Origin of the sequence: Bacillus sp. FSL K6-1366 (assembly GCF_037976695.1) — a bacterium.
GTDB lineage: Bacteria > Bacillota > Bacilli > Bacillales > Bacillaceae > Bacillus > Bacillus subtilis.
On record NZ_CP150268.1, the window covers coordinates 850322 to 865535 of the forward strand.

Genomic DNA, 15214 nt, shown 5'->3' on the forward strand with positions numbered 1-15214 from the left:
CGAATCTGCTTGGGACATCGTTTAACTGAACCAATGGAATTGCGACAGGCTTCCAAGCAGGAAATAATTGATCATCAGCACCAGAAAACAAGCCGTATTCCACAGTGCAGCGACCTTTCCTTGCAGTTCTTTAATCAGCCTGATATAAAGATAATAGCTGTACAGCAGCAGGACGACAAACGAACCAAGCACTTTGGCGTCAAACCAATACAGCGTTTCTAGTGAGACATACGCCCAAATGACGCCGAGAATCAAACTCAGCAGCAGCATCGGAACCCCAATGACATTTAAAACATACGCCATATAATCAAGCTTTGATAAATCTTCAATTCTCAACAGCCATTTTCCCCACTTTTTCTTTTTCAGCAGATGATATTGAAACATATATAGCACAGAAAAAACGAAAGAAAGGGAAAAAGCGCCGTATGAAAGAATCGCCATTGTAATATGAATCACCAAAAGCTCAGATACAAGCTGCCCGGAAAAAGCAGCTGATTGCTGCTCTGTCGGTGAAAATGTGTGAATGGCGATCATAGAAAATCCTATAACATTTGTAAAAAACACGATAAAGTCAACACGTAAAAGCTTTGTCAGTACAAGTGACAGCGTGACAAGCACCCAGGCATAAAAATAAAGTGCCTCTGTCACATTTAATACCGGAAACCGCCCCGTCACCCACATAAAATAGGCCAAATACACGGTTTGCAGAGTCCAGACAATAGAAAGCAACCAGAAGGCCATTTTTCCAGCCTTCCGGTTGTGTTGAAGAAAATCTATAAAATAAAAGAGTACACTTAACGCGTAAATGACGATTGTCCCCTCATTAAGTCTTGCCATTGCAGTATCAATCATTCAGCTTTCACTCACTTACAAGTGGGCTAAAGCCCGCTTTTGATTCAGCCTTCTTAAAAGAGTGGACCTTCTGGCTGCTTTCAACGGTTTTCATCATTTGACGGCCCGCAGCTTCTTCAATATCAAAAATCTGCATAAACAACGCGAGCTTTTCTTCAGAATCAGCATCTGCCGCAAGCTCTTTCACCTTTAAAATCGGATCACGAAGCATTTGGTTAATAATACTTTTGGTGTGTTTGTTCAACAGTTTTTTCTCTCTTGTGCTTAAGTGAGGCAGCTTACGCTCAATGCTGTCCATCGTTTCTGACTGGATGGCAAGCGCCTTTTCGCGCAATGCAGAAATAACAGGCACAACACCAAGTGTATTCATCCATTGTTTAAATTCCACAATGGTTTCTTCAATTAACAGTTCAACTTTTTCAGCTGTTTCTCTCCGCTCTTTCATGTTCGCTTCTACAATGCCTTCCAGATCGTCGATATCATAAAGAAAAACACCTTCAAGATCATTCAGCGCCGGATCAAGATCTCTAGGCACGGCAATGTCGACCATAAACAGCGGACGTCCCTTGCGAAGCTTATTCGCGTTTTCCATCATCTCTTTGGACACGACAAATTCACTTGCACCGGTTGAACTGATTAAAATATCAGCCTCCGCAAGCGCGCTTTCAAGCTGATTCAAGCTTCTCGCTTCACCTGAGAAACGGTCTGCAAGCTCCTTCGCTTTCAAGTATGTTCGGTTAATGACAGTGACCTTGCCGATTCCCTGTCCGTGCAGGTTTTCCGCAGCAAGCTCGCCCATTTTTCCCGCACCGAGAATCAATATGTGCTTGCTTGAAAGATTTCCGAAGATTTTTTTTGCAAGTTCAACTGCAGCATAGCTTACTGACACCGCATTTGAGCCAATGTCTGTTTCGGCGTGAGTTCGTTTGCCCACTGTAACCGCCTGCTTAAACAGCTCATTAAAAATAGTCCCGATCGTTTTTTCTTGCTGAGCTGTTTTAAAGCTGTCGCGTACCTGTCCGAGAATCTGCGTTTCGCCAATCACCATAGAATCAAGTCCGCAGGCTACACGGAATAAATGCTCAACAGCGGCATCGCTCTCATAAAACGTTAAGAACGGTGACAGCTCTTCTTTGCTTAATTGAAACCAATCAGCTAAAAACTTTTTTATATAATAACGGCCGGTATGAAGCTGGTCGACTACCGCATAAATTTCAGTGCGGTTGCAGGTTGAGACAATGATGTTTTCAAGAATGCTTTTCTCTTCTTTCAGCTGCACCATTGCTTCCGCCAGCTCATTCGGCTGAAAACTTACTTTTTCACGTATCTCAATAGGGGCGGATTTATAATCTACTCCCACAACAAGTATATGCATCGCTCTAATTACACCCCCAACACCCAATCTTAATTTATAATCATTCTAACATAGAACTCATTATTTATAATAATTATAACATAGTTTCTTTCACAAAATGTGAACAGATTTTAAAATTCTTATGCTATATTAGAAAAAGCTTCAGGGAAAAGAAGCATTCCTATTGACAATACCAAAAACAGCAGAAATTTACTACACATCAGCTCTAAAAAACAAGAAGGTGATATGCATGAAACAAAAATCAATTTTATTCCCTTGTCTGCTGCTTGCCGCTTCTGTATATGCATGGCTAGAAAGCGGTCAAGCCGAACTGTTTTCAGGGCAGGATCAATGGCCTGTTCTCCTCATGCTGTTAGGCGCAGCCTTTGTATATCAAGGAAAAAAAGAAGCCGTTACACCCCATTTTTTTATTGGTTTACTTCTCTTCGGGATCGGTTTACACTTTTTTGCCAAGCCGAAATGGGTATGGTGGCCGGATGATTTTGAAATGCTCCTCTTTATGATCGGCTTCTCACTTCTCGTTTCAGCCGTTCAAAAAAAAGAATATGTATATGAAGCTGTGTCGATGATTTGTTTTTCCCTGTTTTTGTACTTTTTCAAACAAATTATGGCATGGCTTGAGTCTGCGCATATTCCAACAGCGCTTCTGAAGGAGTATTGGCCGTTTGTCTTTATTGGAATCAGTTTATTGTTATTATTGATAAAACGAAAAAAATCTATACGATAAATAAAACCGGTAGAGGATCCTCTACCGGTTTATCATTTTTTTGATCGCTCCCCAAGCTTCGTCTTTTCCCTTTTTCGTTTCTGAGGAAAAGAGAATCAGCTCGTCTTCCGGATCAATATTTAATGTTTGTCGGACAACCTTTGCGTGTTTGTCCCATTTGCCTTTCGGGATCTTATCCGCCTTTGTAGCGATAACAATAACAGGAATGCCGTAATACTTTAAGAATTCATACATCTGTACATCATCATTAGATGGCGCATGCCGCAAATCAACGATCTGCACCACAGCTTTTAATTCCTCGCGTGTCGTGATATAGGTTTCAATCATTCTGCCCCATGCTTCACGCTCAGACTTTGACACTTTGGCAAAACCGTAGCCCGGCACATCCACAAAATGCAGCTCATCATTGATAATGTAGAAATTAAGCGTTTGTGTTTTTCCCGGCTTTGATGACGTTCTCGCAAGATTTTTGCGATTGATTAATGAATTGATAAAAGACGATTTTCCTACGTTCGATCTTCCGGCCAATGCGATTTCCGGAAGCCCCCCTTCAGGGTACTGTTCCGGTTTTACTGCACTGATCACGATTTCTGACTTTGTGACTTTCATTTCTTCTCTCCTACTAAGGCATGTTCCAAAACCTCGTCTAAGTGGGACGCCAATATAAATGTCAGCCCCTCCCTGACGCTTTCCGGAATATCCTCTATATCTTTTTCATTATCTTTAGGCGCAATAATGGTCGTTAATCCCGCTCTATGTGCGCCAAGCGCTTTTTCCTTTAAGCCGCCGATCGGCAGCACGCGCCCGCGAAGCGTGATTTCCCCAGTCATGCCGACTTCACGCGAAACCGCCCGTCCCGTTAAAGCAGAAACAAGCGCTGTTGCCATCGTAATACCGGCTGACGGACCATCTTTTGGCACCGCACCCTCTGGTACATGTATATGAATATCATACTTCTCATGAAAGTCAGGTTCAATGCCAAGTTCTTCTGTTTTGGATCGCACATAGCTGAATGCAGCCTGAGCAGACTCTCTCATAACATCTCCGAGCTTTCCTGTCAGGATTAATTTCCCTTTCCCCGGAGAAAGCGATACTTCAATCGACAGCGTATCTCCGCCAACGGTTGTATAAGCAAGCCCTGTCACTACACCAACCTGATCCTCTGTTTCAGCTTGTCCATATCTGAAAATACGTTTTCCGATAAAGTCTTGAAGGTTCTTCTCAGTAACCGTAATCCGTTTTCGCTCTTCAGCAACAATGGCTTTTGCAGCTTTACGGCAAATCGCGGCAAGCTGGCGTTCAAGGCTTCTCACACCAGCTTCTCTCGTATAGTAGCGGATAATATCAAGAATCGCCTGATCACGCAGCTGCAGGTTGCTTTTCTTCAGCCCGTGTTCTTTGATTTGCTTTGGAAGCAAGTGATCCTTTACGATTTCAAGTTTTTCTATTTCTGTGTAGCCTGCGATATTAATAATTTCCATTCTGTCTCTGAGCGGACCCGGGATTGTGGCCAAATTGTTCGCCGTTGCGATAAACAGCACTTTGGATAAATCAAAGGTTTCTTCAATATAGTGATCACTGAAGCTGCTGTTTTGCTCTGGATCAAGCACTTCAAGCATAGCGGATGATGGGTCTCCTCTAAAATCAGATGACATTTTGTCAATTTCGTCTAATAAGAAGACCGGATTCAGCTTGCCCGCTTTTTTCATCCCTTGAATAATACGTCCAGGCATTGCTCCGACATAGGTCCGTCTGTGTCCGCGTATCTCTGATTCATCCCGTACTCCTCCGAGTGAGATTCTGACGAATTTGCGTCCCAAGCTTTTTGCAATTGATTTGGCTAAAGACGTTTTTCCGACACCTGGAGGTCCTGCCAAACAGAGAATCGGGCCTTTCAGAGATTTGGTCAGCTTCTGGACAGCCAAATATTCTAAAATACGTTCTTTTACTTTTTCAAGCCCGTGGTGCTCTTCGTCCAAGAGACGTCCTGCTTCTTTCAAATCAAGCTTATCATCTGTTTCATCCGTCCACGGAAGAGCAACCAGCCAGTCGATATAGTTGCGGATCACGGAGCTTTCCGCAGAACTTGACGGAATTTTTTCATATCTGTTCAATTCTTTAAGCGCTGTTTCCTTCACATGATCAGGCATGCCTGCTTCTTCGATTTTTTCCGTCAGCGTCTGAACTTCGCCAGTTTTGCCTTCTTTATCGCCAAGCTCTTTTTGGATCGCCTTCATTTGTTCTCGTAAGTAGTATTCCTTCTGCGTACGCTCCATCGAACGTTTGACGCGCTGGCCGATTTTTTTCTCAATCTCCAGCACTTCTTTTTCATTATTAATAAAATCAATGACCTTGTTCAGCCTGTCTTTGACATCAGCCGTTTCTAAAATATCCTGCTTATCCTTTAGTTTAAGGGGCAGATGAGAAGCAACGATGTCTGCCATTCTCCCCGGCTCTTCGATATCAGTAACCGCGGCGTACGTTTCGGCCGAGATTTTTTTAGAAATTTTTATGTACTGATCAAAGTGGTCTAGCAAAGTCCGCATCAATGCTTCGTCTTCTGTATCTTTTGAATCATCTTCATGAATAAGTTGAATGTCGACCGACGTGTAATCCTCGTGTTCATTGTATTTGACGATATGGGCGCGCTTGAGGCCCTCCACCAACACACGAATCGTACCGTTCGGAAGCTTCAGCATTTGCTTAATTTTTGTATAGGTGCCGACAGTGAAAATCTCGTCTTCACCAGGTTCGTCTATCGAAATATCCTGCTGAGTGGCTAAAAATATCATATGATCATGCATCATTGCCTGTTCAAGAGCCTGAACCGACTTGTCACGTCCTACATCTAAATGCAAAACCATCGTCGGGTACACTAATAAACCTCTTAAAGGGAGGAGCGGGATGCTGCGTTTTAATTCTTCTGCCATGTGACTGACACCTCCGTGACTTTAGTATGAACCATTATAATACAACTTTTTCATCCTTGTACAATAAACGGCATGGTTCCATTTTCTATAAAACAGTCTCCTCGTAGTATACCCTTTCTTTCTGATATGAAAAAGGAAAAGATGTCCTTCATGAAAAAAACCCTATTATCAAAATAGGGTTTAAACGGATTCTTTATTGATTTCAATATGAAACGGTTTTTGTTCCGTTGGCGGATTCACTAAAATTTCATCAAGCACTTCCTGGAACGTCTTCACTGCAATAATCTCGATCCCGTCAATCTGCTTTAAGATCGCCTGCTGATTTTCATATGGGATAATCACCTTTTTCGCACCGGACTGCTTGGCCGCTTTTATTTTCGGAATGACGCCTCCGATGGGTTTCACAAGACCGTTCAGGCTGATTTCGCCCGTCATCGCAACGGTATTGTCAATAGGAATTTTGTGTATCGCCGAGAAAATCCCCGCCGCCATCGCAATGCCTGCTGACGGCCCATCAATCGGAATCCCTCCTGGGAAATTGATGTGAATATCATAATCAGAAGGCTTCATTCCCATTGTCCGGAGCACGGTTAATACATTTTCAACCGAACCCTTCGCCATGCTTTTTCGTCTGATTGATTTTGATTGGCTGCCGATGCTTTCTTCTTCAGCTATTCCTGTGATATTAATTGATCCTTTATCTTGAGCCGCGGTTACACTCACTTCGATTTCCAGAAGCGATCCGCTGTTAGGCCCATAGACTGCAAGCCCATTTACAATGCCAACCTGTGGTTCAACACCGATTTTTTGCTCGTGCTTTGGAGTAAGCTGACTGGAGTGAATGACCCATTCAATATCCTCAATCGTAATGTCCTTCCGATTCTCCGTTACAGCCATCCCCGCTGCGATTTGAATCATATTGACGGCTTCCCGCCCGTTCCGCGTGTAGCTGGTCAAAAGATCCAGTCCTTCTTCGGAGATATTTTTTTCAATTTTATCAGCTGCTGTTTTAGCAACCGTTTTCAGCTCGTCCTTTTCAAGCTCGCGGAAAAAAACCTCCAAACAGCGGGACCGAATAGCTGGCGGAATTTCGTTTGGCATTCTCGTGGTCGCGCCAATCAAGCGAAAATCAGCCGGCAGCCCATTTTGAAAAATATCATGAATATGATTCGGAATTTGTGTATTTTCCTCACTGTAATACGCACTGTCTAAAAAGACTTTTCTGTCCTCAAGCACCTTCAGCATTTTATTCATTTGAATAGGATGCAGCTCCCCTATTTCATCAATAAACAGCACACCGCCATGGGCATGGGTGACAGCTCCCTGCTTCGGCTGCGGAATCCCAGCCTGTCCCATCGCTCCGGCCCCTTGGTATATAGGGTCATGGACAGAGCCAATGAGCGGATCGGCAATTCCTCTTTCATCAAAACGGGCTGTTGTCGCATCGAGTTCCACAAAGACAGCCTGCTCTTTAAACGGTGATTGTTTATGTTTTTTTGCTTCTTCCAACACAAGCCGCGCAGCAGCCGTTTTCCCAACTCCCGGTGGCCCATAGACAATCACATGCTGAGGATTTGGCCCGCATAAAGCAGCCTTTAATGCTTTAATGCCGTCTTCCTGTCCGACGATATCTTTAAAGCTTTTGGGGCGGACCTTCTCAGATAATGGCTCGGACAAGCTGATAGCGCGCATTTTCCGAAGCTGCTCCATTTCCTTCTTTGATTCTTTATCTATCGTGACCTTTTGTGTCCTTTGATTTTTAAGCAAATTCCAAAAATACAAACCGATGATGATCCCAAAAAACAGCTGAATAAATAACGCGATCCCTGTCCAACTCATGGTGGTCCCTCCTGAAAAACAATTTATGTATCCAATTCATTCCTCTGATTGCTAGTATCTCCCATAGAAGACGGGAATAAACGTTTTTCCGGAAGAGTTGCATGCAAAAAAACCTCCTGAGTGTTACCACTCAGGAGGTTTGTGCTTATCTTTATGCAGATGTTTTATCTTGGCTTACCTCAGTGCCGTCTTTTAATAAGAGGCGCGGAGGCTCTCCGTGTGTCACAGTTGCCCCGGTAATTACACATTTTTCAATGTCATCACGAGAAGGCAGCTCAAACATCACATCAAGCATGATGCCTTCAATGATAGAACGGAGTCCGCGTGCTCCAGTCTTGCGTTCAATTGCTTTTTTAGCAATTTCAGAAAGCGCTTCTTCTTCAAACTCAAGCTCAACGTTGTCAAGCTCAAGCATTTTCTTGAATTGCTTAACAAGAGCGTTTTTCGGTTTTGTTAAGATCGCAACCAATGCTTCTTCGTCAAGCTTTTCAAGGCTTGCAATAACCGGAAGACGTCCGATAAATTCAGGAATTAACCCGAAACGGAGCAAATCTTCAGGAAGCACTTTTGAAAGAAGATCTTCTTTCTCAAGATCAGCAGCTTTATTGTCGGCACCGAATCCAATCACTTTTTGACCTAAACGGCGTTTGATGATTTGTTCGATACCATCGAAAGCTCCGCCGCAAATGAACAAAATATTTGTTGTGTCAATTTGAATGAATTCTTGATGAGGATGCTTACGTCCACCTTGAGGCGGCACGCTTGCCACTGTACCCTCAAGAATTTTAAGCAATGCCTGCTGTACACCCTCACCTGACACATCACGTGTGATAGACGGGTTTTCAGATTTTCTAGCCACTTTATCGATTTCATCAATATAGATAATGCCTTTTTCGGCTTTTTCCACATCATAATCAGCAGCTTGGATGAGCTTCAAGAGAATATTCTCTACATCTTCACCCACGTATCCAGCTTCAGTCAAAGATGTAGCGTCTGCAATCGCAAACGGCACATTTAAAATGCGAGCTAATGTTTGCGCCAGAAGGGTTTTACCGCTTCCCGTAGGGCCGATTAATGAAATATTACTTTTTGAAAGCTCAACATCATCAACTTTACTGTTAGAGTTAATGCGCTTATAGTGGTTATACACAGCAACAGCAAGTGATTTCTTCGCTTGATCTTGGCCGATGACATATTCATTCAAAATTTCACGAATTTCCTGAGGCTTTGGTACGTCTTTAAATTCTACTTCTTCTTCTGTTCCGAGTTCTTCCTCTACAATTTCAGTGCAGAGTTCGATACATTCGTCACATATATATACACCAGGTCCAGCTACAAGCTTACGAACCTGATCTTGTGTTTTTCCACAGAACGAGCATTTTAATTGTCCTTTTTCCTCGTTAAATTTAAACATTCTTTCACCCCTTAATCTTGTCTCACTTTTTCTTTTACCGGCAGAGCAAAAGAAAATGATTCTTGAAACGAACGAGTATGTATTGCATTTTACCATACTTTCCAAAAAGACGGTAACAATGTGTTTCTGACTTGCACATTCTATATGTATGACAAAAAACAGCCCTGCATTAACTATATTGCCCCAAGAAAAAGAGATAACTCATAATTGTACAAAACAAGGCACGAATGATTCGCGCCCTGTTTTATTAGTACTATTATTATGCACCATATTAACGGTTTTCTACAAGAAAATCAATTGCTTTGCGAACTTTTAAATCTTCTTTCATCGCGTCAGTAGAACCGATGGCTTGTTTAATATTTTCAACAGGCATGTTGTATGCTTCAGCCATTTTAGTAAGCTCAGCTTCAACTTCCTCATCTGATACTTCAAGGTTTTCCGCTTTCGCAATCGCCTCAAGAGTCAGGTTAGATTTTACGCGTTTTTCAGCATCTTCTTTCATTTGCTCTTTAAGCGCAGCTTCATCTTGACCTGAGAATTGAGTGTAAAGCTCAAGGTTCATGCCTTGCATTTGCAGACGCTGTTCGAATTCTTTCAGCATGCGGTCAAGCTCAGTGTCGACCATTGCTTGCGGAACATCAATTTCAGCATTTTCAGAAGCTTTCAGAACAAGCTCTTCACGCAATTTAGCGTCAGCTTCGTTTTCTTTTGCTTCTTCTAGACGTTTCTTTGTTTTTTCAGTTAATTCAGCAAGTGTTTCCACTTCTTCATCGATATCTTTTGCGAATTCATCGTCAAGCTCAGGAAGCTCTTTCGCTTTGATTTCGTGAATTTTCACTTTAAACACAGCTGGTTTGCCTGCAAGCTCTTCAGCGTGGTATTCTTCTGGGAATGTCACTTCAACATCCTTTTCAGCGCCTGCTTCAAGACCGACTAACTGATCTTCGAAGCCAGGGATGAATGAGCCAGATCCTACTTCAAGAGAGTAGTTTTCAGCTTTCCCGCCTTCGAAAGCTTCGCCGTCAACGAATCCTTCGAAATCAAGAACAACTGTGTTTCCTTCTTCAACGGCGCCTTCTTCTTTAACAACAAGCTCAGCTTGACGCTCTTGAAGGGCTTTTAGTTCGTTTTGAACATCTTCGTCAGTTACAGTTGTGTCGTCTTTTTCAATGCCCAGGCCTTTGTATTCGCCAAGCTTCACTTCAGGTTTTACTGTTACTTTCGCAGTGAAGATTAAGCTTTCGCCTTTTTCGATTTTTTCAACATCGATTTCAGGACGGTCTACAGGCTCGATTCCAGCTTCTTCAACCGCTTTAGGGTATTCTACAGGAAGAAGAATATCCAAAGCATCTTGGTAAAGAGCTTCTACGCCAAAGCGCTGTTCGAATAATCCGCGAGGAATTTTACCTTTACGGAATCCAGGAATTGAAACTTGTTTTACTACTTTTTTAAATGCATCATCAAGTGCTGTTTTAAACGTTTCAGCATCAACTTCAACCGTTAAAACGCCTTCGTTGCCTTCTTGTTTTTCCCATTTTACAGACATGTGTTTCCCTCCAAAAATCTATTCAGGTTGTGTCGGTCTTCCATTCTAAAGCAATCATTCGGCTTCGTCCAACAAAAACAAAGCTGCCAAAGATCAGAATCATTATGTATAGATGTTAATAATGAACTGCAAAGCCTGTCCAACCGTATTTCTTATAACCCGTTATACACAAATACAACCACTATATTATAACATAACACATAGCGCTTTCAACTATATGGCGCGATTTACAAATAAGAAATTTCTTCAATATCTTTTAACATTGTGCAAGCTTCATCGAGTTCTCTGTCGGTAAATTCATACATCATATGAAGTTCTTCGCTTTCAATTTCAATCCCGTGCATCTCGTAACCGACTTTATGAAGGGCAGCCGCCCAAAGGTCAGCCGACAGCAATTTCGGCTGGAACGGATATAAAACGTACAAATGTCTTCTCCACAATTCTTCTACTGCTGCATATAAGGTTGGATTTTCATTTCCAAGTGTCTCATCCAGCACCCTGAGAACACGGTGCAGAATCGGCGCGGCATCAGGCGGAACAATCTCAGACGGTTCAATTGTCAACGACTCGCCAAATTTACTAATGTGTACAGGTTTACTGTACTCATGCTCAGCCAACAGCATGACAATCATCGTTTTGATAATCGGATGGGCTGAGGGGTCTTGAAGGATTGTTTTAAGCAATCCTGTATACTTTGCTACGTTACGGTCTTTTAAGGAATGAATGAGATTCATTTGCTCCTCAGGGCTTGCCAGCACTTTCTCAGTGTCAATTGTATCCTCATATTCTTCGGCCCAAGCCTCGTCCTCACGATCCGGATCGGTCATTTTCCGGCTGAAATCCAGCAGCTTATAAAATTGCTCGGCGCTTTCTGCCGGCAGCTGATTTTCTTCCAAAACGGCTTCAATGGTGCTTTTGACTTCTTCGTATTTTTTGAGCTGAATTAAGATGGTCATGTACACCTGCAAAACCGTAAAATAATGGCCATAACCTTCTTTGAGCATCTTCTCGCACACGCTTTTTGCCTCTTCCAGCTCGCCCAGCTCTAAAAAGCAGATGGCCATCCCTAAGTGAAGATCGGATTCAGTATCATCATATTTCATCGCTTCTGAAAACAGTTCAAGCGCTTCTTGATACTTTTTTTCCTTTAGTGATGACATCCCTTTTTCCACAAGACGGTCTTTCAGATGAGGAAAAGGAATAATTTTTGCGTTCTTCTTGTCATGCGTCATACCTATATTCCTTTCAGGCATTTATTTTGTTCAAGTGTATCAACACCTGTGAACAAAAACAAGAAATGAAAGGTTTCATCAGGCAAAAAAAGCCGCCGGACAAAAACCGGCCGCTTTTTCAGGCTTGAAGCCAAGAGCTTCTTTGTGATTCAAATTGCTTGATTTCATCTTCCAGCAGCAGCGTTAATGAAATTTCATCATATCCGTTGATCAGCATCTCTTTCCAATGCGGATCAACTTCAAATGAAATTTGATTGCCTTCACTGTCATGAATCAGCTGATTTTCAAGGTCAACAGTCATTTGCAATGACTGGTTTTCATACTGGCCGACAAGCTGTTTCCAATTGTCATATGGCATGCGGATCGGAAGCATGCCGTTTTTAAAGCAGTTCTGATGGAAAATATCAGCAAATGACGGCGCAATGATAATTTTAAACCCATAATCATCAAGTGCCCACGGAGCGTGTTCACGCGATGACCCGCAGCCGAAGTTTTCTCCCGCTATTAAAATGGAAGCTCCTTGATAAACAGGCTGGTTTAATTCAAATTCAGGGTTCGGTTCACCATTCGCATCATATCTCCAGTCAAAGAATGCAAAACGCCCGTAGCCTGTTCTTTCAATCCTCTTCAAAAATTGCTTAGGAATAATCTGGTCTGTATCCACATTGATCCGATTTAATACGGCCGCTTTCCCCGTATGTGATTTCAAAGGTTCCATCTCGCGCACTCCTTACACAACTGTTTTTTCCTGATAAAACTTTCTGACATCAACGAAGTGTCCGTGAATGGCAGCCATCGCAGCCATTGCCGGGCTGACGAGATGTGTTCTTGCACCTTTTCCTTGTCTGCCCTCGAAGTTGCGGTTAGAGGTTGATGCACAGCGCTCTCCCTCAGGAACAACATCATTATTCATACTCAAACACATGCTGCAGCCTGACTCTCTCCATTCAAATCCAGCTTCCAAGAAAATCTGGTCAAGCCCTTCTTTTTCAGCCTGAAGCTTCACGCTTTGGGATCCGGGCACGACGATGGCCCTTACGCTGTCAGCTACCTTCTTCCCTTTGATCATGTCAGCAGCCTGTCGAAGGTCAGTCATGCGGGAATTTGTGCAGGAACCGATAAATACGTGCTCCACTTTAATGTCTTCAATTTTTTGGTGAGGAGTCAATCCCATATATTCATAAGCGCGAATCGCTTCTTTTTTATCGTCTTCTGCAGAAAAGCTTTCCGGCGCAGGAACTTCAGAATCGACAGGAAGAACCATTCCCGGGTTAATGCCCCATGTCACCATAGGGGAAATTTTGTTGCCGTCAAGGACGATAGATTTATCATAAACAGCGCCCGGGTCTGTGCGCAGCGCCTTCCATTCCTCTACGGCCTTGTCAAATTCTTCGCCTTTTGGCGTATACTTGCAATTTTTGCAATATTCAAACGTCACCTCGTCAGGTGCAATCAAACCAGCTCTTGCTCCTGCTTCAATTGACATGTTACAAACAGTCATTCGTTCATCCATCGTCATATTTCTGAATACTTCCCCAGTGTATTCAATGACGTAGCCCGTGCCGAATTTCACACCGTATTTGCCGATGACAGCAAGGATGACATCCTTTGCCGTTACCCCTTTTTGAAGCGTTCCATCTACGCGCACTTCAAGTGTTTTTGGACGCTGCTGCCAAAGTGTCTGTGTGGAAAGGACATGTTCAACCTCACTCGTCCCGATTCCAAATGCAAGAGCGCCGAAAGCGCCATGTGTTGATGTATGACTGTCCCCGCACACAATCGTTTTCCCTGGAAGCGTTAAGCCTAGTTCAGGTCCGACGACATGGACAATCCCTTGATCCACACTGTGAAGATCGGCAAGACGCACGCCAAATTCCTCACAGTTTCTTTCAAGCGCCGTTACCTGGCGTTTCGCAACTTCATCCTTTATCTCAAAACGATTGACAGTCGGGATGTTGTGGTCCATTGTCGCAAATGTGTTTTGGGGTCTTCTGACCTTTCTTCCCTTTTGTCTCAAGCCTTCAAATGCCTGAGGAGACGTCACCTCATGAATGAGGTGCAAATCAATATAGAGAAGATCCGGCTTTCCCTCACCATGTTTTACAATATGCTGATCCCAAATCTTTTCGATGATTGTTCGAGGCATCATCTTTTATTTCCTCCCTCTACCTAGAGCTAAGACCGCTTAACGTAAGCTGTCACACATTAGACATTGTATTTTCACTCATGATTGCTGCCTTAACTTCCTCTGTAATGGCCTGAGTGCTGCTGAACTCTTCACCCCGTGCCAAGTCTCTTGTTCTTTTTCCGGAAGCCAAGACTTTGTTTACCGCATCTTCTACAGCTTTCGCTTCCTCTTCAAGCCCGAAAGATGTCCTCAAAAGCATTGCCGCTGACAATATGGCTGCGAACGGATTTGCCATCCCTTTACCAGCAATATCAGGCGCGGAGCCATGAACAGGTTCAAACAGATGAAGACCAGAGCTTGATAGGCTGGCTGACGGGAGCATTCCGAGCGAGCCTGTAAGCATGGACGCTTCATCGCTTAAAATATCACCGAACATATTTTCAGTCACAACGACATCAAATTGATTCGGTGCATAGATTAGCTGCATGGCCGCGTTATCCACAAGCATGTGCTCAAGCTTCACATCAGGAAATTCTTTCGCAACGTCCTCAGCCACTTCACGCCACAGCCGGCTTGATTCAAGAACATTCGCTTTATCTACAGAGGTCACTTTGCCTTTTCTGGCTGCCGCCATTTTGAAGCCCTCTCTGATCACTCGTTCAATTTCCGTTCGCTTATAAAACAGTGTATCTACTGCTTCCTGCTCACCTTCAGTGTTTACATAGCGTTTGCTCGGCTGGCCGAAATACAAGCCGCCTGTGAGTTCACGAACGATAACGAAATCAACATTATCTATATATTCTTTTTTCAAAGGCGAAGCGTCAGAAAGGCTTTCAAATACCTTCACAGGCCGTAAATTCGCAAACAAATCAAGCTGTTTTCTGATGCTGAGCAGCCCTTTTTCCGGTCTCAGTTCCGAAGGATTTTGATCCCATTTCGGTCCGCCGACAGCGCCAAGCAATATCGCGTCTGCATTTTTACAAGCAGCAACGGTTTCCTCCGGGAGGGGGTTATGATGTTCATCAATAGCCGCCCCTCCAATCAGGCCATATTCAAATTCAAATTCATGGTTAAAGCGTTCGGCAACACTTTTCAGTACGTCTGTCGCTGATTCTAATACTTCAGGGCCGATCCCGTCTCCGGGCAATAGAGCAATACGTTTCTTCAAGTT

General features: G+C 43.3%; 12 protein-coding genes. 1 reads left to right on the plus strand and 11 read right to left on the minus strand.

Annotated elements, in window-relative coordinates; translation table 11 throughout:
- Positions 1-21: 21 nt before the first annotated feature.
- On the minus strand, positions 22-852 hold the full coding sequence (locus MHI44_RS04660; protein ID WP_003222575.1) for a cytochrome c biogenesis protein: 831 nt from the start codon (positions 850-852) through the stop codon (positions 22-24).
- Positions 853-859: 7 nt separating this feature from the next.
- The gene (hemA, locus tag MHI44_RS04665; protein ID WP_004399038.1) at positions 860-2227 is read right to left on the minus strand and encodes a glutamyl-tRNA reductase; all 1368 of its coding nucleotides are present in this window, start codon (positions 2225-2227) and stop codon (positions 860-862) included.
- A 229-nt stretch (positions 2228-2456) separates the two neighbouring features.
- Here hemA and MHI44_RS04670 point away from each other — a divergent pair, with 229 nt between their 5' ends.
- Entirely contained in the window at positions 2457-2954 is a 498-nt protein-coding gene (locus MHI44_RS04670; protein ID WP_014477563.1) for a hypothetical protein, read from the plus strand.
- Positions 2955-2975: 21 nt separating this feature from the next.
- On the opposite strand, the gene yihA is transcribed toward MHI44_RS04670, so the two are convergent.
- The 9 genes from yihA to leuB form a co-directional block, all read right to left on the minus strand.
- On the minus strand, positions 2976-3563 hold the full coding sequence (yihA, locus tag MHI44_RS04675; RefSeq protein WP_003229621.1) for a ribosome biogenesis GTP-binding protein YihA/YsxC: 588 nt from the start codon (positions 3561-3563) through the stop codon (positions 2976-2978).
- Positions 3560-5884: an endopeptidase La gene (lon, locus tag MHI44_RS04680; protein WP_003229618.1), complete on the minus strand. Its 2325-nt coding sequence runs from the start codon at positions 5882-5884 to the stop codon at positions 3560-3562. The genes yihA and lon overlap by 4 nt, the downstream gene beginning before the upstream one ends.
- Before the next feature lie 180 nt (positions 5885-6064).
- Complete coding sequence (lonB, locus tag MHI44_RS04685; protein ID WP_004398923.1) at positions 6065-7723, minus strand: ATP-dependent protease LonB; 1659 nt, start codon at positions 7721-7723, stop codon at positions 6065-6067.
- 151 nt (positions 7724-7874) lie between these two features.
- Entirely contained in the window at positions 7875-9137 is a 1263-nt protein-coding gene (gene clpX / locus MHI44_RS04690; protein WP_003229613.1) for an ATP-dependent protease ATP-binding subunit ClpX, read from the minus strand.
- 271 nt (positions 9138-9408) lie between these two features.
- Positions 9409-10683 (minus strand): trigger factor, encoded by a 1275-nt coding sequence (gene tig / locus MHI44_RS04695; protein WP_339175001.1) that lies wholly within the window; start codon positions 10681-10683, stop codon positions 9409-9411.
- Positions 10684-10910: 227 nt separating this feature from the next.
- Complete coding sequence (ddcA, locus tag MHI44_RS04700; protein WP_015483530.1) at positions 10911-11915, minus strand: DNA damage checkpoint antagonist DdcA; 1005 nt, start codon at positions 11913-11915, stop codon at positions 10911-10913.
- Between the two features lie 118 nt (positions 11916-12033).
- Entirely contained in the window at positions 12034-12633 is a 600-nt protein-coding gene (gene leuD / locus MHI44_RS04705) for a 3-isopropylmalate dehydratase small subunit (protein WP_003229606.1), read from the minus strand.
- Positions 12634-12645: 12 nt separating this feature from the next.
- Positions 12646-14064 (minus strand): 3-isopropylmalate dehydratase large subunit, encoded by a 1419-nt coding sequence (leuC, locus tag MHI44_RS04710; protein ID WP_339202988.1) that lies wholly within the window; start codon positions 14062-14064, stop codon positions 12646-12648.
- 49 nt (positions 14065-14113) lie between these two features.
- The gene (gene leuB / locus MHI44_RS04715) at positions 14114-15211 is read right to left on the minus strand and encodes a 3-isopropylmalate dehydrogenase (RefSeq protein WP_015714468.1); all 1098 of its coding nucleotides are present in this window, start codon (positions 15209-15211) and stop codon (positions 14114-14116) included.
- Positions 15212-15214 lie beyond the last annotated feature (3 nt).